This window comes from Thioalkalivibrio sp. ALE16, from assembly GCF_000381305.1.
In the GTDB taxonomy this organism is placed as follows: Bacteria; Pseudomonadota; Gammaproteobacteria; order Ectothiorhodospirales; family Ectothiorhodospiraceae; genus Thioalkalivibrio.
The window spans coordinates 20,433-46,645 of record NZ_KB906359.1; the positions used below are offsets into that span (position 1 = coordinate 20,433).

Here is a 26,213-nt window from a genome sequence, read left to right on the forward strand (position 1 = left end):
ATGCAACGCTCTGCGGGATGCGGTTCGCGCCGCGAACCGCATCAGCAGGCGCTGAAGGAAGGTACGGATGGAATTCTCGATCTACCGCTTCAATCTTGAGACGGATACGCTGCCGAAGATGCAGCGCTTCACCCTGCCCGACGACCAGGTCGAGCCGGGGATGATGCTGCTGGATGCGCTGCTGTTGCTGAAGGAGCAGGACGATTCCCTGGGCTTTCGCCGCTCCTGTCAGCACGGGGTCTGCGGCTCGGACGGCATGAACATCAACGGCATGAACGGTCTAGCCTGCATCACGCCGCTGGCGGATCTGGAAGCGCCGGTCACGCTGCGCCCGTTCCCGGGGATGCCGGTGATCCGCGACCTGATCGTGGACATGGGCAACTTCTGGGACCAGTACCGCAAGGCCGAGCCCTGGCTGGTCAACGACAGCCCGGAGCCCGAGGTCGAGCGCAAGCAGAGCCCGGAGGATCGTGACCAGCTGGATGGTCTGTACGAATGCATCCTGTGCGGCTGCTGTTCCGCCGCCTGTCCGTCGTACTGGTGGAATCCGGACAAGTTCCTCGGCCCGGCCGCATTGCTGCAGGCCGCGCGTTTTATCCAGGACAGCCGCGACGAGGCCACCGATCACCGCCTGGCCGAGCTGGACGATGCCTGGAAACTCTACCGCTGCCACACGATCATGAACTGCACCCAGGTCTGCCCGAAGGGCCTGAACCCGAGCCGGGCCATCAGCGACATCCGCCGCACCATGCTGAAAAAGTCGCTGTGAGTGGATGGATGCCCAAAGGTGGTTTAGCCCCCGTGGGAGCCTGCTTGCAGGCGAATGCCCCTGCCAAAGCCAGACGCGGGCAGGGGCTTCGCCTGCAAGCAGGCTCCTACGGGGGGGCTGGACGGGCGTTTTGGTGATGGAACCCGACAGCCGTACTCGCTGGCGCTGCCGCCGCGGGATGCTGGAGAACGACTGGCTGCTCGGGCAGTTTCTCGCGCAGGGATATGCGCAACTGGACCAGGAGGGTCGCGATGCCTTCGAGCGCCTGCTCGACTACCCCGACAATGTGCTGCTGGACGTGGTCATGGGTCGCCAGACCACGGTGGACGACGGGATAGCCCGGCTTGTCCCGGCGATCCGCGCCGCCGCTGCGGCTGCACCTTCGGCCTGACCTGGTTCTTCCCCGGCTCGCGCTCGCGGGCCAGATCCTTCTGCTGCTGGCGGTCGTGGGGTACGTGCTCGCATACAGTCCGTTGTGGACATTGATGCCCGCGTTCGGGCTGGCGGTGGCCGGGTGGGTATGGCAAGGACGGACACGGCCGCCGCCCTGGGACTGGCTGGGCCAGACGCCCGATGGCGCGACGTGGCTGGCCACGGCCGAAGGACTGCGCCAGGAGCGGGTGGACTGGGTGGAGATCCTGCCCGATACCCGGGTGCTGCGCGGGATGGTGATCCTGGTGGTCCGGCTCCCGGAGACCGGTCGGGTCCGGCGTCTCTGGCTGCACGCGGGCCGGTTGCACCCGGAGGACCTGCGCCGCTTGCGCATGCGCCTGCGCTGGCCTCCGGGGCGCGAGGAAGCGGATCCCGGCTGGCGGGTGCGGCTTCGCGCTGGGCTGGAGCGGGGCGTTGCTATACTGGCCAAAAGCCGAGTACCCGGAGGCCCGAGCATGGCTGGACCCGACAATGCGCAGGTGATGGTGGACGTCTCGCATCTGCTGAGCGACGAGCCCGATCACGTCTACAGTGAAGAAGAACTCGACGCGATCGAGGAGCTGGACCCGGAACTCGCGCTGCGTCTGGACCGTGCCCAGACCCATGCGCAGCGCGAGGCGGCGGACGTGCCCGCCGACGGTCCGATCGACGAGGACGCCGTGCGCGCCGCGATCGAGGAGGCGCGGCGAATCCTGATGCAGGACGGGGGCGATATCGAGTTCGTCGAACTCGATGGGCGCACCGTGCGGGTTCGGTTGAAGGGAGCCTGTGTCGGCTGCCCGCGTTCCACGCTGGATCTCAAGAATGTCGTCGAACGCCTGGTCCGCTCGCGGGCACCGGGCGTGGCCAGCGTCGCGAATACCTTCTGACGGCTGCCTTCAGGCCGGGCCGGAGCCCAGACGGCGCAGCAGTTGCCGGAGGCGTCCCGGCCCGAACCCGTGTATCCGCTTGAAGGCCTTGCGAAAGGCCGCCTCCGAGGTATAGCCCACCGCGTCCATCACGCTGGCGACCGACTCGCGGCCATCGCGCAGCAGCCGCTCGGCCAGGACCATGCGCCACTGCGTCAGGTAGTCGATGGGGGTCTGCCCGACCAGGGTGTGGAAGCGCTCGGCGAAGCTGCTGCGCGACATGGCCGCCTCGCTGGCGAGGCCTTCCAGGGTCCAGCTCGCCTCGGGCCGGGCGTGCAGGGCATCCAGCGCGCGACGGATGCGGTCATCCGCCAGGGCCGCGATCAGGGATCCCTCCGAGTGCTCGCGCTGGGTGCAGATGTGATGGCGCACGGCCATCACGAACAGCGTATCCGCCAGACGATCCAGCACCGGCCGGTAGCCCGAGGAACGCTCCGCGAGTTCGATGTTCATGAGATCCGCCAGATGCGCCAGGCGTTCGCCCGATTCGCGACGGCGGATGATGATGTGGTCGGGGAGAGCGGCCAGGATCGGGTTGCGCCGGCCGGAATCGAACTCGAAGTGCCCGCACAGGAGCTGCGTGACCGGGGTGTCCGGCGGATCCGCACCCTCGACCAGCGTCAGGTGGTTGTCCCGATCGGGCACGGTGTCGCGGCTGGCCATCAGGTGCCAGTCGTCGTGGGGCAGCAACAGCAGATCGCCGGCCTCCATCCAGACCGGGGCCATATCCTCCATGTGCAGATAGCAGCCGCCTTCGCCGACCAGGTGAAAGCTGGCATTACCCGAACCCGCGGTGCTGAGCTGCCATTCCCCGCACAGCCGCGGGTTGGTGTCGATGCGCGCGCGCAGGTTGTAGGCCGCCAGTACCGTCGACAGCACGTCTTCGTGGGGGCTGATATCCATTGAACGTCCTTTTCCCTTGTGGTTGGGATTCACCTTAGACCGTTGCGCCCCGGGTTTCCGCCGTTTTGTGGTCATAAGGGGGGGATCTGGACGCTCGAACATAAACGCCGGCGTCTGACCCCGCGTACTGGCGACGCGGTCGGTCTAGGCTTTCATCCAGTAGCAGACGAAATGGAGAACGGCATCATGGGCGCGACGGGAAACTTGATGGTACGGATACAGGGCTGGCTTGACTGGACGCGCGGCGCGGATTTCCTGGCGCCCTTGCTGTTGCGGCTTTACCTCGCCCCCATCTTCTGGATGGCGGGGACCAACAAGCTGGACGGGCTGCTGCCGAAGGAAAGCGTGGTGATGTGGTTCGGCAACGCGGACTGGGGCCTGGGCATGCCGTTCCCGTATCTGATGGTGTTGTTGTCGGCCTATGCCGAGGTGCTGGGCGCGATCGCGCTGCTGCTTGGGCTGGCCACGCGCTGGTTCTCCATCCCGCTGATGATCACGATGGTCGTGGCGGCGGTCACGGTACATCTTGAACACGGCTGGCAGCGCATCTCCGATCCGATGATGTGCCTGTTCAACTGTTCCGGGATCGAGCAGGCGCAGATGCGCCTGGACCGGGCCAAGTCCATCCTGCAGGAACATGGCAACTATAACTGGCTGACCGAGACCGGGAACTTTGCCATCGTCAACAACGGGATCGAGATGGCCGCGACCTTTTTCGTGATGCTGCTGGTCCTGTTCTTCTGGGGGGCGGGGCGCTATGTCAGCATCGACTACTACATCCGTCGGAGGATGATGAGCAGGGGATAACACCAAGAGCTGTGCGAGCAGCCATTACTGAACGGGGCCGGGTTCTATAGCTCAAGGGTCTATAACCCAAGGATCTATAAGCCAAGGGTCCATAATCGCAAGACGAGGAGTGAAATCATGAAGAACGATCTGTTTTCCACCAAGACCCTCGCCGGGGCCGTCGGCAGCGCGGCGATCGGTATGGCCATGGCCACCAGCCCGGTGTTCGCATCGGCCGACCTGAACCACGGCTATCAGCAGGGTGGCCAGTCGCCGCTGATGCTGGCCGAAGGGGCCTGCGGAGAAGGTACCTGCGGCGGTGCCGGAGAACCCAAGGACAGCGAAGGTAGCTGTGGCGAAGGCACCTGCGGCGGATCCGGCGACGACAAGGATTCCGAAGGGGCCTGTGGAGAGGGGACCTGTGGCGGCTAGGAGCGTCAGGCCCGTCAACCCGGCTCGCGTCAGCGGTGCCGGGCTCGGTTTGCGGCGGGCCCTTCTGGGCCCGCTGGCCGAGGCCCCGGAGGCGACGGAACGCCTGGGCTTCTTCGAGGCGGCGCCGGAGAACTGGATGCACCTGGGCGGACGCCTGGGGCGCATCTTTCGCGAATATACCGAGGCCCAGCCCTTTGTCTGCCACGGGCTGTCCCTCGACATCGGCGGGCCGCGCCCGCTGGACCGAACCTTCCTGCAGGACCTGCGGACCTTCCTGGATACTCACGGGATCGAGGATTACAGCGAGCATCTCTCGGCCTGTGGCGATGGCCAGGGGCATCTGTATGACCTGATGCCGATCCCGTTTACCGAGGCGGCGGTGCACTACGTGGCCGACCGCGTACGTCAGGTACAGGACATCCTCGGGCGCCGGATGGCCCTGGAGAACGTCTCGTATTACACCCCGGTGGGGGCCGAACTCGACGAGATCACGTTTGTTCGCGCGGTGCTGGAGGAGGCCGACTGCGACCTGCTGCTGGACGTGAACAACGTGGTCGTCAACAGCATCAACCACGGCTACGCGCCGACCGAGTTTCTCGACGCGATGCCCCTGGAGCGGGTGCGCTATCTGCATATCGCGGGGCACGAGGCCGAGGCGCCGGATCTGCGCGTCGATACCCATGGCCAGCCGATCTGCAGCGATGTCTGGGATCTGCTGGGCGAGACCTACGCGCGCATCGGCCCGGTGCCGACGCTGCTCGAGCGTGATTTCAATTTCCCGCCGCTGGAGGAGCTCCTGGCGGAGACCAACCGCATCCGCGATATGCAGCTCCAGGCGCGGGCAGGGCAGGAAGAGCGTATCCTGCATGCCTGAGACCGACTTCCAGCAGATCCAGGCGGCATTCGCGCGGCATCTGCGCGACCCCGAACGCTACCCGGCGCCGGAAGGCATCGAGAGCCGGCGCCTGGCGATCTACCGGCGGCTGTTCTTCAACAACGTGGCGAACCTGCTGGCCAGGGGGTTTCCGGTCTTGCGCGGGTTGCTGGAAGCCGCCGCATGGGAACAGCTGGTACGCGATTTCTACCGTGATCATGGCAGCGAGACGCCGTACTTCCCGCAACTGGCGGCGGAGTTTGTGCGCTACCTGGCGGACGAGCGTTCGGGGCAGCCCGGTGATCCGCCGTTTCTGGCGGAGCTGGCCCATTACGAGCGGGTCGAGACGGAACTGGTCTACGCCGAGGATACGCGCCCTGCGGACCTCGACCGCACGGGCGACCTGATGACCGGGGTCCCGGTGTTCTCCGCCACCGCGCGTCTGCTCGCCTACGAGTATCCGGTGCATCGCATCGGGGCGGAGTTCCAGCCGGAACAGCCGGGTGAGGTCCCGACCTATCTGCTGGCCTATCGCTCGGGCGAGGAGCGGGTGCGCTTCGCCGAGCTGAATCCGCTCGGTGCCCGCCTGCTGTGGCGTGTGCTCGAGGCGCCGGCGACGGGCGCCGAACAGATCCGTCGGGTGGCTGGCGATTTCGAACTGGAGGTCACCGATGACCTGGTCGCCAGTGGCCGCCAGCTCCTGGAGCACTACCGTGGCCTGGGCGCCATTGTGGGGACGCGGCCGGAAGGCGTTTCCGGCTGAGGGAGAGGGACTGGACGCCGGCACCGCAGACCCGGACGCCCGGGCATGGGAAAGGCCGGTGAAAGACGCTAGTTACTGAAACAGAAAGCCTTTGGGAAACATTGATCAGTGTTTCCCCGGTTTCAGTGAGGCGAGCGTCAATGGGCGGCAAGCTGAGGGGCTGGTTCAGGTATCTGGTAGACGGAGTCGGGCGTCGAGTGCCGAGGGCTGATGTCCTCCGGGTTCCTCGGCGGCACCGGATACGGGCCCAACTGCGCCGGCACAGCGTCGCCATGATCTCGCTGATGGTCGCGATCTCCTCCCTCGGCTACAACACCTGGCGCAACGAGACATCGGAACTGCACCGCAACTGGCGCCAGGCGTCCTTCGAACTGACGCGCGAGATCAACGAACTCCAGCAGGTAGTTCTTTACCGGCGTTATTTCCATCCGGTCGAGAGCGATGTGCCAGCCGGGATTGGCGATGCGGAAACCTGGATACGGGGCTGGGGCCGCGCGGCCAGCGTACGGGATCTGACCTCCGTCCTACCGGATCCACTGCCGGCGCATGGGCTCCATCTGCACACTACCTGGGCGCAGCATGCGCGGCACCTGCACGGGGACGACGAATTGGCCCGCGAGGCGGAGGAGGCGCTGCTGACGGCTCTGGACGACACCCGCGACTCGGTTCTGGAGCTCATCCGGAATCTGCGGTGAGGCCGGGGCCGGTGGTTCAGTAACCCAGCTCGAGCGCGGGCTCGTCGAGGGCGGCGGCCTGCTCGCGCAGGGTGAGGATGTGGTCTTCCCAGTAGCGCGGGGTGTAGAAGACCGGGAAGCCGTCGATGAAGGCCGGGTCGTCGGCGCGGCGGGCCAGCCAGGCGGCATGCCGCAGGATGCGCAGCGTGCGCAGCGGGGCGATCAGCCCAAGCTCGCGCCGATCCAGCGGCACGAAGGTCTCGTAGCCCTCCAGCAGGGCCTGCATCTGCCACGCCATCTCCGGGGGCTCGCCGGACAGGAACATCCACAGATCCTGCATCGCCGGACCGGTGCAGGCATCGTCCAGATCCACGAAGTGCGGCCCGTCGTCGGTCCACAGGATGTTGCCGGGATGGGTGTCGCCATGCAGGCGCAGCTGCTGGACCGGGCCAATGCTGTCGAGTGTGCGCTGGATGCGCTGGAGCAGGTCGGCGCTGAGGTCGCGGTAGACCGATTCCAGTTCCAGTGGCAGATAGCCGGAGGCGAGCACGGCCTGGCGCGCTTCCTCGCCACGTGGCACGGGATCCAGTACCGGACGCTCGCGAAAACGGTCGGCGCGCCCGACCTCGTGGATACGCGTGATGAAGCGGCCAATGCGCACCAGCGTCTCGCGCTGCTCCAGATCCGGCGCGCGGCCACCGCAGCGCGGGTAGACGGCGAACAGGAAGCCCGCGTGTTCCTGCAGCGTTTCGCCCCGGTCGTCCGCCAGCGGGGCAACCACCGGGACCTCGCGCGCGGCGAGTTCCTGGCTGAAGGCATGTTCCTCGCGGATGGCATCCGGCGACCAGCGTCCGGGCCGGTAGAACTTGGCGATTACCGGCGTGGCGTCCTCGATGCCGACCTGGTAGACCCGGTTCTCGTAGCTGTTCAGGGCCAGCAGGCGCCCGTCGCAGCGCAGACCGGTGGTCTCGACCGCGTCGAGGATGACCCCGGGCTTCAGTGCGTCGTACGGATGCGGTTGCGATGTGCTCATCCTTGCAGTGTACGGGTTTGCCGCGCATGGTTTCGCCGAGATGCACGCGAGGAACCGCGCTTGAACCGTTACTACTGGGGGCTGCTGGCCGCACTGACAGCTCTGGTCGGCGTCTGGCTGCTGGCTGGAGTAGGGACGGGGCTGGACGTCGAGAGCCTGAAGGCCGCACGCGGGGAGATCGAGGTGTGGCGGGATGCACGGCCCCTGTCCACGGCCGTGTTGTTCTTTGTGGTGTATGCGGTGGTCGCCGCGTTTTCCGTGCCGGGCATCGTGGTGATGACCCTGGCGGGCGGTGCCCTGTTCGGGGTGGTCTGGGGGACGTTGCTGTCGTCACTGGCCTCCACGCTGGGCGCAACGCTGACCTTCCTGGCAGCCCGCGCGCTGGCGCGCGATGCGGTGCAGCGGCGTTACGGCCGGCAGCTGGGGCGGATCAATGAAGGCTTCGTCCGCGAGGGCGCGTTCTATCTTTTCGCGTTACGGATGATTCCGGTGTTTCCGTTCCTGCTGGTGAATGCCGGGATGGGGCTCCTGCCGATCCGGACCTGGACCTATTTCTGGGTGTCGCTGGTGGGGATGCTGCCGGCCACGGTCGTTTTCGCCAATGCCGGTACGCAGCTGGGGCAGCTGCAGGGGCTGGACGGGCTACTGTCGCCGGTGCTGCTGCTGTCCCTGGCCGCGACGGGTGTGTTTCCGCTCCTGGCGCGCTGGGGCGTGACCGCGGTTCGCTCCCGGCGCCGGCACGCCGGCAGGGGCTGATTCGGGTACCGTATCTGCATGTGCGCATGTAGTGCGGATGCGCGGTAAGCTGTGACTTTGGAACGAGAGGCGCGGGATTGCAGTCTCAAGGCTTTCGGGATCGATTTGCCTGTCCGCCGAGTGCACTGCCAGGCCCAAGGAGAGTTAATTACATGACATTGAATATTCTTCTGCGCCAGGGTCAGGCGGCACTTCTCGCGCTGGGTCTGCTGGGGCTCGCCATGGCGGTGCAGGCGGAAGACGAGCCGCTGGATCGACCGATCGAAAAGGTGCTGGAGCCGATCCAGCTGACCGACCGGGTCTACTACTTCTATGGCTCGCTCGAGAACCGCACGCCGGTCAATCTGGGGTTCACCAACAACACCGGTTTTGTGGTCACGGACGAGGGCGTGGTGCTGATCGATTCGGGCCCGAACTACAAGGTAGCCCAGCGCATGGAAAAGGCGATTGCCGGCGTGACCGACAAGCCGATCACGCACGTGATCTCCGTAGGCTCGCAGGACCATCGCTGGCTGGGGAACGGGTACTTCCACGAGCAGGGCGCGGAACTGGTGGCACTCCAGCGGACCGCGAGTACCCAGGCCGAACGGGGCGAGGGGCAAATCGCCTCGCTGGCCAACTCCGTGGGTGAGGAGGCGATGGAGGGCACCGAGCCGGTTCCGGCACCGAACCCCGTGGATGCCGATGAGTACACCCTGAGCGTGGGCGGCGTGGACTTCGAGCTGATCTATGCCGGGGATGCCCATTTCCCGGGTGACATCATGGTCCATCTGCCGGGCGAGGACGTCGTCTTTACCGGCGATATCGTCTATACCGAGCGCATGCTGGGGATTCATCCGTTCAGCAACCCGGTGGAAAAGCTGGAGGCCTTCCGGCACCTGGAGTCCATTGACCCGGAGATTGTGGTGCCGGGTCATGGCCGCGCGACGGATATGGCCGAGGCGCGCCAGGATACCGGTGATTACCTTGAGTTGCTGGTGCGCGAAGTGCGCGCGGGGATCGAAGACTGGGAATCCCTGAGCGAGGTGGTGGACCGACTCGCGGATCTGGAAGAGTTCAAGCATCTGCGTCATTACGATGACTGGCACCGCCCGAACGTGAACCGGACCTACCTGTTTATCGAAGGCAACATGTAAGCCACCCCTAGGGAGACGCTGATTGAATCGCGCGTCCGCGCTCGATTCGCTTTTGCGTGCGAACAAGGCGCGGTGACCGCCGTGCAGTCATTCTGCACAAGGGAGCCGTAACGCCGTGCGCGCGCAAAAGCGGCCGAGCCCCGGCTTTCAATGGCTTGTGGGGTTGGTGCCCCCTGTTCCCCGATCCTGCGTTGCGCCGCTTGCGGGTAGAACCACTACCCGCTGCACGACGCGCCTTGTCTCGGAAAACAGGGGGCGCCAACGCGGACGTGCGATTCAATCAGCGTCTCCCTTGGGAATCCCGGCAGCTGGCCGGGAAACCTGCCGACGGCGCGGGGCGTGTGATACGCTTCGCGCCGTTGTCGTTTCCGGCAATTCCAATCTTTTACACGCGACGTTCGACCCCGCGTATGGGTCGGCGAAGGAGCCTCGCAATGCCCGCAGTAACCCTCCCCGACGGCAGCCGCCGCGAGTTCGATCATCCGGTCACCGTGCTGGATGTGGCCAAGGACATCGGGCCGGGCCTCGCCAAGGCGACCCTGGCCGGCAAGGTGAATGGCCAGCTGGTCGATGCCCGCCACGAGATCGACGATGACGCCGAACTCGCGATCGTGACCGACCGCGACCCCGAGGGGGTGGAGATCATCCGGCATTCGACCGCGCACCTGATGGCGCAGGCGGTCAAGCAGCTCTTTCCCGAGGCCCAGGTCACCATCGGCCCGACCATCGAGAACGGCTTCTACTACGACTTTGCCTATGACCGCGGCTTCACGCCGGAGGATCTGGAGAAGATCGAGAAGCGCATGAAGGAGCTGGCCAAGCAGGACCTGCCGGTGGAGCGCTCGCTGATGGACCGCGACGAGGCGGTGAAGTACTTCCGCGACATGGGCGAGGAGTACAAGGCCGAGATCATTGCCAGCATCCCGCAGGGCGAGAACATCTCGCTGTACAAGCAGGGCGACTTCGTCGATCTCTGTCGCGGCCCGCATATCCCGTCTACCGGCAAGCTGAAGGCCTTCAAGCTGACCAAGGTGGCCGGTGCCTACTGGCGCGGCGACTCCGACAACGAGATGCTGCAGCGGATCTATGGCACCGCCTGGGCGAACAAGGACCAGCTGAAGGACTACCTGGAACGCCTGAAGGAGGCCGAACGCCGCGATCATCGCAAGATCGGCCAGGAGCTGGACCTGTTCTCGATCCAGGACGAGGCCGGTGGCGGCCTGGTGTTCTGGCACCCGAAGGGCGCGCGAATCCGCCGCGAGATCGAGAAATACTGGTACGACATGCACGAGAAGGCGGGTTACGACTTCGTCGTCTCGCCGCACATCGCGAACCTGGAGCTGTGGAAGACCTCCGGCCACGCGGACTTCTACGCCGAGTCCATGTACGAGCCGATGGAGGATGAGCATCAGGCCTTCCAGCTCAAGCCGATGAACTGCCCGTTCCATGTGCTGATGTACAAGGACCGGTTGCACTCCTACCGCGACCTGCCGCTGCGCTGGGCGGAGATGGGCACGGTGTACCGCCGCGAGATGTCCGGTGCGCTGCACGGGCTGATGCGTGTGCGCGGCTTCACCCAAGATGATGCGCATATCTTTTGCCGCGAGGACCAGATCGAGTCCGAGGTGATGGCGGTGATCGACCTGACGCTGGAGGTCCTGCAGACCTTCGGCTTCGAGAAGTTCGACGTGAACCTCTCGACCAAGCCCGAGGACGCGGTCGGCTCCGACGCGATCTGGGAGCACGCGACCGCTTCGCTGCGCTCGGCGATCGAGAAGAAGGGGCTGAAGTATTCGGTGGACGAGGGCGGCGGTGCGTTCTACGGACCGAAGATCGACATCAAGATCCACGACGCGATCGGCCGCGAATGGCAGTGCTCCACGGTACAGCTGGACTTCAACCTGCCCGAGCGCTTCGACATGGAGTACGTGGCCGAGGACAACGAGCGCCGTCGCCCGATCATGATCCACCGCGCGCTGCTGGGGTCGGTGGAGCGCTTCTTCGGCGTGCTGATTGAGCACTACGCCGGGCACTTCCCGACCTGGCTGGCGCCGGTGCAGGCCGAGGTGCTGACCATTACCGAGCGCCAGGACGACTACGCCCGCGAGGTCACCAAGACGCTGCGGGACAAGGGTTTCCGGGTCGAGTCCGACTTGAGAAACGAGAAGATCGGCTTTAAGATTCGCGAGCACACGCTCAAGCGCGTGCCGTATCTGCTGGTCCTTGGAGACAAGGAAATGGAAAACGGGCAGGTCGCGGTACGCACGCGAAGCGGAGAAGACCTCGGCGTGATGAGTCTCGAGGCCTTCGGCGAGCGCCTCCGGGAGGAGGTCGCGAGTCGCCAACACTGAACCTTGAACTGGAGAGAAGGCTATTAGCGCAGCGAAAACGGTCCGCCTGAACGATCAGATCACCAGCCCGCAAATCCGACTGATCGACGCCGAGGGCGAGAATCGCGGCGTCTGCAGTACTGCAGAGGCCCTGGAAATGGCCGCGGAAAGCGGTCTGGACCTGGTCGAAATCTCGCCGAATGCCGAGCCGCCCGTGGCCCGGATCATGGACTACGGCAAGTACAAGTTCGAGCAGGCGAAGAAGGCGCAGGAAGCCAAGAAGAAGCAGAAGCAGATCCAGATCAAGGAAGTGAAGTTTCGTCCGGGTACGGACGAGGGCGACTACAACGTCAAGCTTCGCAACCTGCGCCGCTTCATCGAGGCCGGCGACAAGGGTAAGGTCACCATCCGCTTTCGCGGGCGCGAGATGCGCCACCAGGAACTCGGTGGCGAGCTGCTCGACAAGATCGAGCAGGACATGGCCGATATTGCGGTCGTGGAACAGCGCCCGAAGATGGAAGGGCGCCAGATGATCATGGTGCTGACCGGCAAGAAGAAGTAGGCCGGTCAGACAACAAGGGCGGTCGGGTCTCCGCATACCCGTATCGCCTTTTCACAAACGGCCGGCCCGAATCGGGTACGGCCCCAAATGCCGGAGAGAGTAATGCCGAAGATCAAGACCAATCGGGGTGCGGCCAAGCGCTTCACCCGTACCGGGTCGGGGAAGTTCAAGCGGTTCCAGTCGCACCGCAGCCACATCCTGACCAAGAAGCCTACCAAGCGTAAGCGTCACCTGCGCAGTCCGGCGATGGTGCACGAGTCGGATGCCCCGGCCGTGCGCAAGCTGCTGCCGTACCGTTGAACTGACCGAGGAATCGAGACATGCCACGAGTCAAGCGCGGTGTAACCGCTCACGCCCGTCACAAGAAGGTCCTGAAGCAGGCCAAGGGCTACTACGGCGCCCGGAAGAACGTCTTCCGCGTTGCCAACCAGGCCGTCATCAAGGCCGGCCAGTACGCCTACCGTGACCGTCGCCAGAAGAAGCGCCAGTTCCGGTCGCTGTGGATCGTCCGCATCAATGCGGCGGCCCGTCAGTTCGATCTCTCCTACAGCCGCCTGATGGCGGGTCTGAAGAAGGCCGAGATCGAGATCGACCGCAAGAGCCTGGCCGATCTGGCCGTGCACGACCTGACCGCCTTCGGCAAGATCGCCGAAAAGGCCAAGGCCGCACTGCCGGCCTGAGCAGGATCCTGCAGGATTACCCGCCGGGCACTGCCTGGCGGGTCCCGGAAAGGGGAGGGTCGACGCCCTCCCTTTTTTGTTTCGGGAACAGGGAACACCGGGACGGCGGGTAAGCCGTCGCCCATCATTTTCGGGGAACGCACGTGGAGCAACTGCAACAGCTCGTCGCCGAGGCGCGCGACCGCATCGAGGCGGCCACCGACCTGAAGGCGCTGGATGAGGTCCGGGTGCAGTACCTGGGCAAGAAGGGGTCGATTACCGCCCAGTTGAAGGAACTCGGCAAGCTGACGGCGGAGGAACGCCCCGCCGCGGGCCAGAAGGTGAACGAAGCCAAGGCCGAGGTCGCCGGTCTGATCGAGGCGCGCAAGGAAGCGCTGGCGCAGGCGGCCCTGGCGGATCAGCTGGCCAGCGAGCGGGTGGACGTGACGCTGCCGGGGCGCCGGCCGGGGCCGGGTGCCCTGCACCCGATCACGCAGACGCTTGAACGAATCGAGACCTTCTTTGCCGGTCTCGGGTTCCGCGTGGCCGAGGGACCGGAGGTGGAGGACGACTTCCACAACTTCGAGGCCCTGAATATCCCCGAGCATCACCCCGCGCGGGCGATGCACGACACGTTCTACTTCGACGCCCACCGGGTGCTGCGTACGCATACCTCGCCGGTGCAGATCCGGACCATGGAGCAGCAGAAGCCGCCGCTGCGGGTCATCGCGCCCGGGAGGGTGTATCGCTGTGATTCCGATCTGACCCACAGCCCGATGTTCCATCAGGTGGAAGGGCTGTGCGTGGATACGGATATCACCTTCGCGGATCTGCGCGGTGTGCTGAGCGCCTTCCTGCAGGCCTTTTTCGACCGTGATGATCTGGCCACCCGGTTTCGGCCCTCCTACTTCCCGTTCACCGAACCCTCGGCGGAGGTCGACATCCAGTGCGTGCACTGCGGCGGTGAGGGGTGTCGGGTGTGCAGCCATACCGGCTGGCTGGAGGTGATGGGCTGCGGGATGGTGCATCCGAACGTGCTGGCGCACGTCGGGATCGACGCCGAGCAGTACACGGGCTTTGCCTTCGGGCTGGGGGTGGAGCGCATGGCGATGTTGCGCCACGGCGTGAATGACCTCCGGCTGTTCTTCGACAACGATATCCGCTTTATCGGGCAATTCGGGCAGACAGGCTAATGCGTATCAGTGTGCAGTGGCTGCAGGAATGGCTGCAGATCGACGAAACCCCGGAGGCGCTGGGGCATCGCCTGACCATGGCAGGGCTGGAGCTGGACGCCCTGGAGCCCGCGGCCCCGGATTTCAGCGGCGTGCGGGTGGGGCATGTCCTTTCGGTGGAGCCGCATCCGGATGCCGATCGCCTGCGCGTGTGCCGGGTCGCGGCCGGCGCGGCGGAGCCGCTGACCATCGTGTGCGGGGCGCCCAATGTGCACGAGGGCATGCGTGCGCCTGTGGCCGTGGTGGGGGCGGTTTTGCCCGGCGATTTCCGGATCAAGCGCTCGAAGCTGCGCGGGGTGGCCTCCGAGGGGATGCTCTGCTCGGCGCGCGAGCTGGGCCTGTCCGAGGATGCGGCGGGACTGATGGCGCTGCCATCGGACCTGGAGGCCGGCCTGGACCTGCGCGAGGCCCTGGGGCTGGACGACATCATCCTCGAGGTGGACCTGACCCCGAATCGGGCGGATTGCCTGGGGATGCGGGGTATTGCCCGCGAATGTTCGGCCTTGCTGGATCGCCCGCTGCACGCCCCGGACATGCCGGGCGTGCAGGTGGCCAGCGAAGCCCGTGTGGCCATCGAGGTCCGCGATGCGGAGGCCTGCCCGCTGTATGCGGCGCGGGTGCTGGAGGGGCTGGACGCGAAGGCTGCCACACCGGTCTGGATGACGGAACGCCTGCGGCGTGCCGGGGTGCGTCCGCTAAGCGCCATCGTGGATGTGACCAACTACGTCATGCTGGAGCTGGGCCAGCCCCTGCATGCCTTCGATGCCGGGCGCGCCGGTGAACGGATCATCGTGCGACGCGGGGAAGAGGGTGAATCCCTGACCCTGCTGGGTGGGGAGCAGACGGTGAAACTGTCGCCCAGGGACGTGGTGATTGCTGGAGAGGATGGGCCGCTGGCGCTCGCCGGCGTGATGGGCGGGGCCGCCAGTGCGGTCGACGAGGCCACCACGCGGGTAATCCTCGAGTGCGCGCATTTCACCCCGCGTGCCCTGGCCGGCCGCGCCCGGGCCCACGGGTTGCACACCGATGCCTCGCACCGCTTCGAGCGCGGGGTCGATCCCACCCTGGTCCCCCGGGCCATGGAGCGCGCCACTGAGCTTCTTCTTGCGATCTGCGGAGGGCAGTGCGGCCCGGTCGAGCAGACCGGCGAGACGCCGGCTCCGCACCGGGAGAACGCGATCACCCTGCGCCCGGAGCGAGTCCAGCGCCTGCTGGGGGTCACACTCGATGCCGCCGAGATCGAACGCATCCTGCGGGCGCTGGACTGCGAGGTGGAGACGGTCGGTAACGGCTGGTCGGTGCGGGCGCCGCGCGCGCGGTTCGATCTGGAACGCGAAGAGGACCTGATCGAGGAGCTGGCGCGGGTGCACGGCTACGATGCCCTGCCGCAGACCCTGCCGACGCCCGTAGCGCCGGTGACCCCGGACAATGCCCTGCGGTCACTGCGCGACGGGCTCGCGCGCCGCGGGTTTCACGAGATCATCAGCTTCAGCTTTGTTGCGGCGGACACGGCCCGGGCGTTCTATCCGGACGTCGAACCCCTGGCCCTGGCCAATCCCATCTCGTCCGACCTGGCGGTGATGCGTCCCGGGCTGTGGCCGGGACTGGTGACTGCCGCAGCGTACAACCAGGCGCGCCAGCAACCGGATCTGCGGCTGTTCGAGCACGGTCTGCGGTTTGTTCCGGACGCCTCGGGTTTGCGCCAGGAGGCACGCCTGGCCGGTCTGCTCGGCGGCCGGGCGGCACCGGAGCACTGGGAAGGGGCCCCGAGGAAGATCGATTTCTTTGACGCGAAGGGGGTGGTGGAGACCCTCTGCGAGCGGGTCTCCGGGGAGCTGGGCTTCCGTATGGAACGGCACCCGGCGTTGCATGATGGTCAGTCAGCGCGCGTCCTGGTGGATGGCCAGGCGATTGGCTGGGTCGGGCGGTTGCACCCCTCCCTGTGCGAGCGATTCGACGTGGAGCCCGTCTACCTGTTCGACCTGGACGCGGTCGCCGTGGCCCGCGCGCCGGTGGCCCAGTTCAGCCCGCTGTCGCCCTATCCGTCGATCCGGCGCGATCTGGCGGTGGTGGTCGGCGAATCGGTTGCCGCCGGCGACGTGCTGGCGGCCATCCGGGAGCTGGACCTGGAGCTGGTGCAGGATGTCCGCCTGTTTGATCTGTACCAGGGCAAGGGCTTGAATCCGGACGAGAAGAGCCTGGCTTTGGGCTTGATTTTACGGGCTTTTGATCGCACCCTAGGCGAACAGGATGTGGCTGGCGTCACCGACGCGGTGATGCAGCATCTCCAGGCCCGGTTCAACGCAACCCTGAGACAATAAGGCGATGGCAGCTGTTACCAAGGCGGATCTTGCCGCCGTGCTAAACGAGGAACTGGGTCTCAACAAGCGCGAGGCCAAGGAATTCGTCGAGATGTTCTTCGAGGAAATGCGCCAGTCGCTGGAAGCAGGCGAGGGCGTAAAACTCTCGGGCTTCGGCAACTTCATCCTGCGCGACAAGAACCAGCGTCCGGGACGCAATCCGAAGACGGGCGAGGAGATCCCGGTATCCGCGCGACGTGTGGTTACCTTCCGCCCGGGGCAAAAACTGCGCGAGCGGGTAGAGAGCTATGCTGGAGGCGAGTAACCACCAGGAACTGCCCGCGATTCCGGGCAAGCGCTACTTCACGATCGGCGAGGTGGCGGAGCTGTGCCAGGTCAAGCCGCACGTGCTGCGCTACTGGGAGCAGGAATTCCCGATGCTGGCGCCGGTGAAGCGCCGCGGGAACCGCCGCTACTATCAGCGCCAGGACGTGATCCTGATCCGCCAGATCCGGGCTCTGCTGTACGAGGAGGGCTACACGATCAATGGGGCCCGCCAGAAGCTCTCCGGTGATGAGGCGAAGGGCGATCGCCAGCAGGCCCAGCAGATCATCCAGGACACCATCTCCGAGCTCGAGTCCGTACTGCGCACGCTCCGCGCCTGACCTTCCCGGCACCCGTGTTCAGAAAGGCCTTTTGAACCACAGTGGGCACAGAGTTCACGGAGAAGATCGTTAGGGCCTGACCGCGGATAACTACCCTGGGTGTCGGTATGTGGTCTGGCCGAACGCCTTAACGGGTGGCGGGTTGCGCCCTATCGGGCCCACTCCGTCCTCCGAATCCGGCATCCATCGATGCCTTCCGTTCCCTCGCGTTTCTCTGTGTCCTCCGTGCACTCTGTGGTGAACTAAACACTCGTGTGCCGTGATGGGCGCTCGGTTCGCTTTGACGGTGTTGGGTGCTTTCGTGACGGCGGGGAATCGGATATAGTTCGCGGCTTCGGGGCGTGGCGCAGTCTGGTAGCGCATCTGCATGGGGTGCAGAGGGTCGCAGGTTCAAATCCTGCCGTCCCGACCAAACGGGAAGCATCAAAAAGGCCGCTTGTAGCGGCCTTTTTTGTGTCTGACGTCCGAGTTTGTCCGGGCGGGTCTATTCCATCGAGCGGCGACGCGCCTCGCGCTGGTAATGCAGCAAGGCGAGGTTGGTCTGGCGCTCCAGCCACTGGGTCATCCCGACAATCTCGAAGCCGGCGTACTCGTAGCCGTCCCGCGTACTGCGCCGCCGGTTGGCCAGGCGCAGGTCGCCCGAGAGCCGCTCACTGACGTCGGGGAGCAGCAGATTGGTGAACGCGAGGGTGGTGCCGGTCTCCAGCGTGTCGAGCGTGGCCGTGGCCAGCTCGATGCACATGCCCTGGCCCGAGAGATCGACGAGCTCGCCGATGACCGGGCCCTTCCAGCCGGGCGCGCGCAGTTCGATCTGCGGGCGCTGGGCCATGGGGATGTGAACGCGGAAGGTTTCGCGGCGCTGGAGATGCTCCAGTGTTTCGGGGTAGGGGCAGGCGTACAGGGCGCCGCCTTCTTCATGTTCGATCCGGGCCACGGTGGTGGAGAAGCGTACGGCCACGCCGCGCAGCGCGGCGAATACCCGCAGGGGCATACCGGAGGTGACATGCTGGTGCGCGCGCGGCGGATTCAGTTCGTCGAGAAAGAGTTCCTTAGCGGCGGGGTCCAGCCGGACCAGGGCCGAGGTGTACAGCGGGCCGTCGGCGTCGAGCCGGACGCTGACCAGGGTGAGCTTGTGGTCCAGGTCCTTGAGAATGCCGGCGATCCGGTCCGGCTTGTCGACCGTGTAGTCGGTTTCGTCCATGCGTCCGTGACGTTAGCTGGGTGTGAGGACGCAAGGTACTGGTCGAGCATCCGAAATGCCAGCATCGGTGCGAATAAGCTGCATCAGGCTTGTGTGATACGGCGTCCGCCACGGGTGTTGGGGCGGGTGCGCCCGTAGGGGTCGTAGGTCGCCGCCGGGCCGGCCTCTTCGCCGCGCAGGATCTGCATGGAGAGCTCCACGCGCTGGCGATCGCGATCGATCAGGCGTGCGTTGCCCTGGTTGAGGGTGTTGCAGCGCTCGATGGACTGGCGCAGGGCCTGCCAGTGATCGTTGAGGACGGCACCGTCGTCCATGCGCGAGAGCAGGCGGGCCATGCCCTCGGGTGTGAATGACTCGCTCGCGGCCTCGGCGATAGCGCGCTGCTGGCGGGTCTCGGTCTCGAGGTCCTGCAGCAGCCCCTGCTTGGTCGCCACCACCTCCTGCAGGGTCTCCGGGGTGCGCGCCTCGACCGCGCGGGTCTCCTGGATCAGGGCCTCTTCCAGTTGGTGGGCCAGCCGGATCGAGGTTTCCAGGGAGCGCAGCAGGCGATGGCGCGTGTCGGTGTTCATCGGTGAGGTCCGTGATTAGCGCAGCAGGCGCTCGAGGTCGATCATGCGGTCGGCCAGCTGTTCGTTGTCCACCGGGTAGTTGCCGCTGGCGATCGCCTCGCGCAGCTCGGCCACACGCGCCGCGTCGAACGGGGCATTCTCGCCGGCGCTGGCGGCCGAACTCATCGCCTGGGCGGCGCCGGTCAGGGTAAGCGAATCGTTACCGGTGGTCGCGGCGCTATCCGACCCTTGCGCCCGGTTGGGCGCGCCGCTGGAGTCCTCGCGGCCCTTGACCGTGGAGCTCTGGCCGTCGGGGCGCAGACTGTTCGTATTGAGGCCCTTGATATCCATTGTGCCGTCCTGTCGTTGTAACTGTGCTGCAAGTGTTTACGGCCGCGTGTGCTGAAACTGTAGCCCTGTGGCGGTGGTTTTTTTAACACCGATCACAGAGTCGGCATCAAAGTGTCACCCGGACGTGCCCGGAGGGCTGGATTTCGCCCTCGACCACGCGCCCGGACGAGGTGTTCTTGACCCGGATGCGGTCCCCGAGGCTGCCGTTTTCCAGGGCCTCGCCCTGCATGCGGATGGCGATCGAGCCGTTTTCGGCAAGGATCGTGACCCGCTGGCCGCGGCTGACGATCTCGCGCTGGGTGACGTGCTGTGTGCCGATGATCTGGCCCGGACGAATGCTGCGCCGGGTCTGCTGACCGATGAGGGCCGACTTGTCTTCATGATAACTGCCCGCGTGGCGTGACGTCTCGATGCGCTGGAAGCGCAGATCGCCGCTGGTCAGCGTGTGCTGGCGAGGGAGGTTGCGACTGGCCACCAGCACCTGAGCGTAACGTTCCACCGTGGCCGGGACATACAGCTGCCAGGTGACCGGGCCCGCACACTGAAGGTGGATCGCGGTATTGCCGTCGCGGCGGCCGCCGGGCGGGAAACGGGCGTTGAGTCCGTCATGGCAGTAGGCCAGCCGGAGCCGGTTGTCGAGCTGGCCGATCTCGATATTGATGTCGTCGCTATGTTCGGCGTCCAGCTCCTGCAACAGAAACTGTTCCGCGGCCGCGCGGATCTCCGCAACGGGGTGGATCTCGGCGTGGGCCGGCACGGAGAGCGCGAACCACGCCACGAGAGCCATGAGCCCCATGGGGATGCAGCGTGATGTACAGGTTGTATGTGGATGCATATGCCGGTCCTCGCCGCCCGAGGGAATACCCCGGGTCTGCCGCGTCCGTTCGCGGACCCGAAGCTATGCAGGTTTGATGCCAGTTGTCCGGGCGGTGCCCGACTCAAGGCCCGGCGTTCAATGCCGTTATCCCTGGGAAGCGGCGCCAGAAGGCGCATACAGGCGATTGCAAATGACAGCCCGGGGGTGCGCGGTGCACACTGAGCTCCCGGGAGCGGCTCGCGGCAGATGGGCGCGGGACAAGGAGAGCAGCACCATGAGTCAATTCATTGACGATGTGAACCAGCGAACGCAGCTGGTGGGTCAGAACCGGATGGAACTGCTGCTGTTCCACCTGGGTGGATCACAGACCTTCGGAATCAACGTGTTCAAGGTGCGCGAGGTGATCCCGTCGCCGCCGCTGCGCCAGATCCCGGGGTCGATGAGTGTGGTGCGCGGTGTGGCTACGCTGCGGGGCGGCACGGTGCCGATTATCGATCTGGCGCGCGCCATGGGCCTGCGCAGCGCGGCCGGTGCCAGCGACAGCGGCGACCAGAAGGTGGTGGTCACCGAGTTCAACCGTTCGGTTCAGGGGTTCTGGGTGTCGGCCGTGGACCGGATCGTGAATGTGAACTGGCAGGACGTGAAGTCCCCTCCGCGTGGTACGGGGCGCGAGTCCTTCCTGGTCGCGGTCACCGAGATCGACAACAAGCTGGTCGAGATCATCGACGTGGAACGGGTGCTTTCGATCGTCAATCCTCTGCCGACCGAGGTCTCCGAGTCCATCCGAGCGGACGCCACGCCAGCGGGGGGGCGCAAGGTCGTGATCGTTGACGACTCGGTCGTGGCGCGCAAGCAGATCGAGGGGGCGATTCGCGGTCTCGGGTTCGAATACGAGGTTTTCAAGGATGGTCAGGAGGCGCTCGACTTCCTGGAGCAGAAGGCCGGGGAGGGCCCGGTTCGCGACCAGATCGAGCTGGTGATCTCGGACATCGAGATGCCACGCATGGACGGCTATACGCTGACGGCGCGGATCCGGGACAATCCCGCCCTGAAAGATCTGAAGGTGCTGCTGCATTCCTCGTTGAGCGGCGAGTTCAATACCGACATGGTCAAGCGCGCCGGGGCCGATGCGTTTCTCTCGAAATTCAACCCCGACGAACTGGCCAACGCGGTGCTCGACCAGACCGGGCGCGAGGATCAACAGGTCGAATGACCGCCGGGGGGAACGGGGTTGCCGCCCGGCAAGGCCGGGGCGGCGTCACATGGCCGACAAGGGCCCAGTGTCGTGTCCCGCCTGCGACACCGTATACTGAAACCCGCTACCGGGGATTCCCCCTGCGTTTCGTGGCGCGGGCGCCGCTGTCAAGGACTCGTCATCAGGATGCTAATCACCATGGACTGTGCTCGGGGATGAACCGGTGATCGATTCCCGCGATTACGAGGAGTTTTCCCGCTTCCTGCAGGACTGCTGCGGCCTGGTGCTGGGTGACAGCCGTCAGTATCTGGTGTCGAGCCGACTGTCCCGGCTGCTCGACGAGTTCGACTTCAAGAGCGTGCCGGAGCTCCTGCACGCGATGCGGCAAGCCCCGAATCCGCGGCTGCGCACCCGTGTGATCGACGCGATGACGACCAACGAAACCTCGTGGTTTCGCGATGGCTTTCCGTTCGAGATCCTCCGGCATGTGTTGTTGCCGGAGCTGGCTGCGAAGGGAAGCAGCATCAAGGTCTGGTCTTCCGGCTGTTCCAGTGGCCAGGAGGCCTACAGCATCTCCATGGTCGTCTCCGAGTGGGAGGAATCCCGCCCCCCGCGCAAGGTGCCGGTATCCATCCTGGGGACGGACCTGTCGGAGAAGATCCTGGATGACGCCCGGCGGGCGGTCTACGACGGCCTGAGTATTGTGCGCGGGTTGAGCGAGAGCCGCCGCGCGCGCTTCTTCGAGACCGTGACGGACGGCCACAAGGTCGTTCCCGAGGTCCAGCGGCGCTGTCGTTTTCAGAAGCTCAACCTGATCGACAGCTACGCGGCACTGGGCAAGTTCGACCTGGTGTTCTGCCGCAACGTGCTGATCTATTTCTCCGGCGAGACCAAGCGACAGGTTCTTGACGGTATTGCCCGGCAGATGAATCCGGGCGGCTATCTGTTTCTTGGCGCTTCGGAGACGGCCGGCCCGTACACCAAGGCCTTCGAGACGGTTCGCACCGACTACGGCTCGGTCCTCCGGCTCAAATCCTGACGCCCCTCCGTCGCAGGGCCGCCAGGTCCGAAACGCCCGCGCAATGCGGCCGCGACTCGAATTGCCCCCTTCCCACGTTTCCCGCTAAGGGCGTCCCCAGCCGAGACGGATTCCCGTCGCTGGCATAGCGATTGCATCGGTCTCCTCGCAAAGGGCCGCAATGGCTGCGTCCCGGTTCTGGTAGCGAGGGTCCGCCACGGGCGGACAGGACGGAAACGATGAGTCTCTCTCTCGACAAGGCGATGGGCATCCTGCCGCAGGCGGTCAACGTGCGCGCCCAGCGCATGGAGCTGCTGGCCTCCAACATCGCCAATGCGGACACCCCGAACTACAAGGCGCGCGATATCGACTTTCGCGCGGTGCTCGAGTCCGCGGCGGGGAGCGGCAATCACTTGCCCATGGCGCGTAGCCAGGCGGCGCATATCGACCCCAATGCCGGGGCGATGAACGGGCAGGCCGAGGCGCTTTATCGCGTCCCGTCGCAGGCGTCCCTGGATGGCAACACGGTGGATCCGCAGATGGAACGTGCCGCCTTTGCCGAGAACGCGATCCAGTACCAGAGCAGTCTGGAATTCCTTAACCGCCGGGTCTCCGGCATCCGCGAAGCCCTGAGGGGCGACCGTTAACGCGGGCCTGATCGGGAGATCGATGTCGTGAGCAACATGTTCAGTCTGTTCAATACCTCGGCTTCGGCGCTGTCGGCGCAGTCGGTGCGCCTGAATACCGTCGCCTCGAATCTGGCCAACGCGAACACCGCCGCCACCAACCCGGACGAAGCGTATCGCGCCAAGCAGGTGCTGTTCCAGAGCGTGATGGATCAGGCCAACCCGAATGGTGCGGCGACGTCCGTGCGGGTGGCCGGCGTGACCGAGTCGCAGGCCCCGCCACAGGCCCACTACGAGCCGCACCATCCGCAGGCGAACGAGGAGGGCTACATCTTCCGCCCGGCGATCAGCGTGGTCGAGGAGATGGCCAACATGATGTCCGCCTCGCGCAACTACGAAGCGAACGTCGAGGTGATGGAGACCTCGCGTCAGCTGCTCCAGCGCACATTGCAGATCGGCCAAGGCTAGAGGAGCCCGCCATGACACAGATTTCCCCCGAATTGCTGGATCGCCTCGGCCTGTCGCGCCCGGAGAAGAAGCCGGAAGGCGAGATGGACCGCCTCGGGCAGTCCGACTTCCTCAAGCTGATGACCACCCAGCTGGAGAACCAGGACCCGATGGAGCCGATGGATAACGGTGATTTCCTCGGCCAGATGGCGCAGTTCTCCACCGTGACCGGCATCGAGCAGCTGTCCAAGTCCTTCGAGAAGCTGGCGCAGTCCCTGGGGCAGAACCAGACGCTGCAGGCGGCTTCGCTGGTTGGCAAGGATGTACTGGTGCCCGTCGAGTTTGGCGAGCTGGGGCCCGACGGGCGGGTGAACGGCGCGGTCGATCTGGAGCGCGCCACCGAAGAGCTGCAGATCGACGTGTACAGCCCTAATGGCGAGCGCATTCGCCGCATGAATATGGGCGCTGCCGGCAGCGGCCTGCAGGAGTTCACCTGGGACGGCATGCGCGACGACGGCACCTTCGCGCCACCGGGGGTCTACGAATTCAAGGCCACGGCCCGCTCCGGGACCCAGTCGGAGGCCGTGGATACCTTTCTGGATGCCCGCGTGGAAAGCGTCGCGGTGGGCAGTGACTCCGGGCTGGCACTGACCGTGCAGGGCCTGGGCGAGATCAGCTTTTCGGATGTACGGCGGATTGGCGGCTGACGCCCCGCAACAAGAACCCTGACGGAGGAAACACCCCATGCCCTTCAATATCGGATTGAGCGGACTCAACGCGGCCCAGGCCGATCTGCAGACCACCGGTAACAATGTGTCCAACTCGGGGACCACGGGGTTTAAACGTTCCCGTGCCGAGTTCGGCGATGTGTTCGCCCAGAGCTTCGGCGGGATCAGCCAGACAGCCATCGGCTCCGGCACACGACTGCAGGCGGTCACCCAGCAGTTCTCGCAGGGACGGACCGAGTTCACCGAGAACGGCCTGGACCTGGCGATCAACGGAGAGGGTTTCTTCGTCCTTAATGACCAGGGCAGCACGGTGTACAGCCGGGCGGGGGCCTTCCAGGTCGACCGCGACGGCTACCTGGTGAACAACCAGGGCCTGCGCCTGCAGGGCTATGACGAGGCGGGTGGTACGAATCTCGGGGATTTGCGTCTGCAAACCGATACGGCCGCCCCTCAGGCCACCGAGAATCTCGAGGCACTGATTAATTTGCGTTCGGATGCGCCGGCTTTGAGTGCCGATCCGGACGATTTTGATCTCGAGGATCCGGAGACCTACAACTTCTCGACCTCGCTCACGATGTATGACTCTCTGGGCATTGCGCGGGACGCCAACCTCTACTTCGTGAAGACGGGGCAGAACGAGTGGAACGCCCATGTCGCGGTGCGTCAAGACGATGGTGAGCTGGTAGAGGTTCAGTATCCAGATGACCCGGCTACTCCTGGTACACCGGCATCTGCGCTAACACTGGACTTTGGCCCAAGCGGTCAGTTGAACGGTGTTAGTCCCGCTGCAGAGGGATTATTCGTCCCGGGCACTAGCTTGGACGGGGCAGATGATCTGGAATTCGATATCAGCTTCGACGGTACGACCCAGTTCGGCGGAGATTTTTCCGTCAATGACCTGAATCAGGACGGCTTTGCCTCTGGACAGCTCACCGGTATCGACATCGATCAAACCGGCGTGGTGTTCGCTCGTTTCACCAATGGGCAGTCCACGGAGCTGGGTCAGCTGGCGCTGGCGAATTTCCCCAATCCGCAGGGCCTGGAACAGCTGGGTGACAACAACTGGGCCGAAACCTTTGCAGCAGGTGATGTGCGCCTGGATCGGCCCGGATCCAGCAACTTGGGGTCGGTGCAGGCCGGGGCGCTGGAGGCCTCGAACGTGGATATCGCCCAGGAGCTGGTGAACCTGATCACCGCGCAGCGCAACTTCCAGGCGAATGCGCAGACGATCTCCACGGCCGACCAGGTCACCCAGACGATCATCAATATCCGCTAAGTATCGGATAAGTTGGTAAAGAGGGCTTGAGCATGGATCGATTTCTGTACATCGCGATGTCCGGTGCGAAGGAGACGATGCACGCACAGGCCATCAACAATCACAACCTCGCCAACGCCAATACCGACGGCTTCCGCCAGGCCCTGGCCACCGCGGATACGGTGCCGGTACGCGGCCCGGGCTATGCCTCGCGGGACTACACCCAGGTGGGTAACGAGGCGGTGGATTTCAGCAAGGGCAAGATGCAGAGCACCGGCCGTGATCTGGACATCGCCATCGAGGGCGAGGGGTTCATCGCGGTGCAGGGACCGGAAGGGGTGGAGGGCTATACCCGGGCCGGTTCGCTGCATGTGGATGCCTTCGGCCTGCTGCGCACCGCGCAGGGCCACCAGGTCCTGGGGGATGGCGGGCCGATTGCCATCCCGCCGGCGGAGCAGATCGAGATCGGCACCGACGGGACGATCAGCGTGCGCCCGCTGGGCGTGGGTCCGGAGGCCCTGGCGGCGGTGGAACGCATCCGCCTGGTCAACCCGGATACGGACGAGCTCCAGCGGGGTGATGACGGTCTGTTCCGCCTGGCGGATGGCGGCGAGGCGCCGGCGGATGCCGAGGTGCGCGTCGTCTCCGGGATGCTGGAGGGCAGCAACGTGAACACGGTGGAGGCCCTGACCCGAATGATCGAGCTGTCCCGTCACTTCGAGATGCAGGTGAAGATGATGGACAGCGCCAACACGCTGGAACAGAGCAGTAACCGCTTGCTGGGCCTAGGGTAATTTCCCGGGACTCGCGCGG

Annotated in this window: 31 protein-coding genes and 1 tRNA gene; 26 read left to right on the plus strand and 6 right to left on the minus strand. The window is 65.4% G+C overall.

Going from position 1 to position 26,213, the window contains the following annotated elements; genetic code table 11:
* Positions 1–67 precede the first annotated feature (67 nt).
* From F627_RS0106390 to F627_RS0106400, 3 genes are all read left to right on the plus strand, one after another.
* On the plus strand, positions 68–769 hold the full coding sequence (locus F627_RS0106390; protein ID WP_019583599.1) for a succinate dehydrogenase iron-sulfur subunit: 702 nt from the start codon (positions 68–70) through the stop codon (positions 767–769).
* A gap of 136 nt (positions 770–905) precedes the next feature.
* Complete coding sequence (locus F627_RS0106395) at positions 906–1,160, plus strand: succinate dehydrogenase assembly factor 2 (RefSeq protein WP_019583600.1); 255 nt, start codon at positions 906–908, stop codon at positions 1,158–1,160.
* Positions 1,114–2,070, plus strand: coding sequence for a NifU family protein (locus tag F627_RS0106400; protein WP_081630727.1), 957 nt, complete (start codon positions 1,114–1,116; stop codon positions 2,068–2,070). The genes F627_RS0106395 and F627_RS0106400 overlap by 47 nt, the downstream gene beginning before the upstream one ends.
* 9 nt (positions 2,071–2,079) lie before the next feature.
* Here the strand turns inward: F627_RS0106400 and F627_RS0106405 are convergent, their stop codons facing one another.
* Positions 2,080–3,012, minus strand: a complete 933-nt coding sequence (locus F627_RS0106405) for an AraC family transcriptional regulator (RefSeq protein WP_019583601.1) — start codon at positions 3,010–3,012, stop codon at positions 2,080–2,082.
* Positions 3,013–3,183: 171 nt separating this feature from the next.
* On the opposite strand from F627_RS0106405, the gene F627_RS0106410 reads away from it, so the two are divergent.
* The 5 genes from F627_RS0106410 to F627_RS0106430 all read left to right on the plus strand — a co-directional run bounded on the left by F627_RS0106410 (position 3,184) and on the right by F627_RS0106430 (position 6,562).
* Positions 3,184–3,819, plus strand: a complete 636-nt coding sequence (locus tag F627_RS0106410; RefSeq protein ID WP_019583602.1) for a DoxX family protein — start codon at positions 3,184–3,186, stop codon at positions 3,817–3,819.
* A 117-nt stretch (positions 3,820–3,936) separates the two neighbouring features.
* A complete protein-coding gene (locus F627_RS0106415) occupies positions 3,937–4,230 on the plus strand; it encodes a hypothetical protein (RefSeq protein ID WP_018867312.1) in 294 nt (97 codons plus the stop codon).
* Positions 4,220–5,104, plus strand: coding sequence for a DUF692 domain-containing protein (locus F627_RS0106420; protein ID WP_026279281.1), 885 nt, complete (start codon positions 4,220–4,222; stop codon positions 5,102–5,104). The genes F627_RS0106415 and F627_RS0106420 overlap by 11 nt, the downstream gene beginning before the upstream one ends.
* On the plus strand, positions 5,097–5,867 hold the full coding sequence (locus tag F627_RS0106425) for a DUF2063 domain-containing protein (protein ID WP_019583603.1): 771 nt from the start codon (positions 5,097–5,099) through the stop codon (positions 5,865–5,867). Before F627_RS0106420 ends, F627_RS0106425 begins: the two co-directional genes overlap by 8 nt.
* A gap of 272 nt (positions 5,868–6,139) precedes the next feature.
* On the plus strand, positions 6,140–6,562 hold the full coding sequence (locus F627_RS0106430; RefSeq protein ID WP_019583604.1) for a hypothetical protein: 423 nt from the start codon (positions 6,140–6,142) through the stop codon (positions 6,560–6,562).
* Positions 6,563–6,578: 16 nt separating this feature from the next.
* On the opposite strand, the gene F627_RS0106435 is transcribed toward F627_RS0106430, so the two are convergent.
* Positions 6,579–7,574, minus strand: coding sequence for a serine/threonine protein kinase (locus tag F627_RS0106435; protein WP_018876830.1), 996 nt, complete (start codon positions 7,572–7,574; stop codon positions 6,579–6,581).
* Positions 7,575–7,634: 60 nt separating this feature from the next.
* Here F627_RS0106435 and F627_RS0106440 point away from each other — a divergent pair, with 60 nt between their 5' ends.
* From F627_RS0106440 to F627_RS0106490, 11 genes are all read left to right on the plus strand, one after another.
* Entirely contained in the window at positions 7,635–8,330 is a 696-nt protein-coding gene (locus F627_RS0106440) for a TVP38/TMEM64 family protein (protein ID WP_018876829.1), read from the plus strand.
* A gap of 152 nt (positions 8,331–8,482) precedes the next feature.
* Positions 8,483–9,466, plus strand: a complete 984-nt coding sequence (locus F627_RS0106445; protein ID WP_019583605.1) for an MBL fold metallo-hydrolase — start codon at positions 8,483–8,485, stop codon at positions 9,464–9,466.
* A gap of 434 nt (positions 9,467–9,900) precedes the next feature.
* Positions 9,901–11,817, plus strand: a complete 1,917-nt coding sequence (gene thrS / locus F627_RS0106450) for a threonine--tRNA ligase (protein ID WP_019583606.1) — start codon at positions 9,901–9,903, stop codon at positions 11,815–11,817.
* Between the two features lie 22 nt (positions 11,818–11,839).
* A complete protein-coding gene (infC, locus tag F627_RS0106455; RefSeq protein WP_081618407.1) occupies positions 11,840–12,358 on the plus strand; it encodes a translation initiation factor IF-3 in 519 nt (172 codons plus the stop codon).
* Positions 12,359–12,460: 102 nt separating this feature from the next.
* Positions 12,461–12,658 carry a 50S ribosomal protein L35 gene (rpmI, locus tag F627_RS0106460; protein WP_017942014.1) on the plus strand — a complete coding sequence of 66 codons (198 nt, stop codon included), beginning with the start codon at positions 12,461–12,463 and terminating at the stop codon, positions 12,656–12,658.
* 20 nt (positions 12,659–12,678) lie between these two features.
* The gene (gene rplT / locus F627_RS0106465) at positions 12,679–13,038 is read left to right on the plus strand and encodes a 50S ribosomal protein L20 (protein ID WP_017925358.1); all 360 of its coding nucleotides are present in this window, start codon (positions 12,679–12,681) and stop codon (positions 13,036–13,038) included.
* Positions 13,039–13,181: 143 nt separating this feature from the next.
* Positions 13,182–14,210 (plus strand): phenylalanine--tRNA ligase subunit alpha, encoded by a 1,029-nt coding sequence (gene pheS / locus F627_RS0106470; RefSeq protein ID WP_018867321.1) that lies wholly within the window; start codon positions 13,182–13,184, stop codon positions 14,208–14,210.
* Positions 14,210–16,570, plus strand: a complete 2,361-nt coding sequence (gene pheT, locus F627_RS0106475; protein WP_019583607.1) for a phenylalanine--tRNA ligase subunit beta — start codon at positions 14,210–14,212, stop codon at positions 16,568–16,570. The genes pheS and pheT overlap by 1 nt, the downstream gene beginning before the upstream one ends.
* Before the next feature lie 4 nt (positions 16,571–16,574).
* Positions 16,575–16,874, plus strand: a complete 300-nt coding sequence (locus F627_RS0106480) for an integration host factor subunit alpha (protein ID WP_018867323.1) — start codon at positions 16,575–16,577, stop codon at positions 16,872–16,874.
* Positions 16,858–17,214, plus strand: a complete 357-nt coding sequence (locus F627_RS0106485) for a MerR family transcriptional regulator (protein WP_018867324.1) — start codon at positions 16,858–16,860, stop codon at positions 17,212–17,214. Before F627_RS0106480 ends, F627_RS0106485 begins: the two co-directional genes overlap by 17 nt.
* 335 nt (positions 17,215–17,549) lie before the next feature.
* Positions 17,550–17,626 (plus strand) — tRNA-Pro (locus tag F627_RS0106490).
* A 72-nt stretch (positions 17,627–17,698) separates the two neighbouring features.
* Here the strand turns inward: F627_RS0106490 and F627_RS0106495 are convergent.
* The 4 genes from F627_RS0106495 to flgA form a co-directional block, all read right to left on the minus strand.
* Positions 17,699–18,415 carry a flagellar brake protein gene (locus F627_RS0106495; protein WP_019583608.1) on the minus strand — a complete coding sequence of 239 codons (717 nt, stop codon included), beginning with the start codon at positions 18,413–18,415 and terminating at the stop codon, positions 17,699–17,701.
* 83 nt (positions 18,416–18,498) lie between these two features.
* A complete protein-coding gene (locus F627_RS0106500) occupies positions 18,499–18,984 on the minus strand; it encodes a flagella synthesis protein FlgN (RefSeq protein ID WP_018882378.1) in 486 nt (161 codons plus the stop codon).
* 15 nt (positions 18,985–18,999) lie between these two features.
* Positions 19,000–19,314: a flagellar biosynthesis anti-sigma factor FlgM gene (gene flgM, locus F627_RS0106505; protein WP_018877831.1), complete on the minus strand. Its 315-nt coding sequence runs from the start codon at positions 19,312–19,314 to the stop codon at positions 19,000–19,002.
* Positions 19,315–19,420: 106 nt separating this feature from the next.
* Positions 19,421–20,110 (minus strand): flagellar basal body P-ring formation chaperone FlgA, encoded by a 690-nt coding sequence (flgA, locus tag F627_RS0106510; protein ID WP_018877830.1) that lies wholly within the window; start codon positions 20,108–20,110, stop codon positions 19,421–19,423.
* 295 nt (positions 20,111–20,405) lie between these two features.
* On the opposite strand from flgA, the gene F627_RS0106515 reads away from it, so the two are divergent.
* The 7 genes from F627_RS0106515 to flgF all read left to right on the plus strand — a co-directional run bounded on the left by F627_RS0106515 (position 20,406) and on the right by flgF (position 26,194).
* Positions 20,406–21,344 (plus strand): chemotaxis protein CheV, encoded by a 939-nt coding sequence (locus F627_RS0106515; RefSeq protein WP_018867329.1) that lies wholly within the window; start codon positions 20,406–20,408, stop codon positions 21,342–21,344.
* A gap of 205 nt (positions 21,345–21,549) precedes the next feature.
* Positions 21,550–22,365: a protein-glutamate O-methyltransferase CheR gene (locus tag F627_RS0106520; protein ID WP_026279283.1), complete on the plus strand. Its 816-nt coding sequence runs from the start codon at positions 21,550–21,552 to the stop codon at positions 22,363–22,365.
* A 218-nt stretch (positions 22,366–22,583) separates the two neighbouring features.
* Positions 22,584–22,991, plus strand: coding sequence for a flagellar basal body rod protein FlgB (gene flgB / locus F627_RS0106525; RefSeq protein ID WP_038028802.1), 408 nt, complete (start codon positions 22,584–22,586; stop codon positions 22,989–22,991).
* A 27-nt stretch (positions 22,992–23,018) separates the two neighbouring features.
* Positions 23,019–23,438, plus strand: coding sequence for a flagellar basal body rod protein FlgC (gene flgC / locus F627_RS0106530; protein ID WP_018876821.1), 420 nt, complete (start codon positions 23,019–23,021; stop codon positions 23,436–23,438).
* Between the two features lie 11 nt (positions 23,439–23,449).
* The gene (locus F627_RS0106535; RefSeq protein WP_018867333.1) at positions 23,450–24,124 is read left to right on the plus strand and encodes a flagellar hook assembly protein FlgD; all 675 of its coding nucleotides are present in this window, start codon (positions 23,450–23,452) and stop codon (positions 24,122–24,124) included.
* A gap of 37 nt (positions 24,125–24,161) precedes the next feature.
* Positions 24,162–25,421: a flagellar hook protein FlgE gene (flgE, locus tag F627_RS0106540; RefSeq protein WP_018867334.1), complete on the plus strand. Its 1,260-nt coding sequence runs from the start codon at positions 24,162–24,164 to the stop codon at positions 25,419–25,421.
* A gap of 32 nt (positions 25,422–25,453) precedes the next feature.
* Positions 25,454–26,194, plus strand: a complete 741-nt coding sequence (gene flgF, locus F627_RS0106545) for a flagellar basal-body rod protein FlgF (protein WP_019583609.1) — start codon at positions 25,454–25,456, stop codon at positions 26,192–26,194.
* Positions 26,195–26,213: the final 19 nt, after the last annotated feature.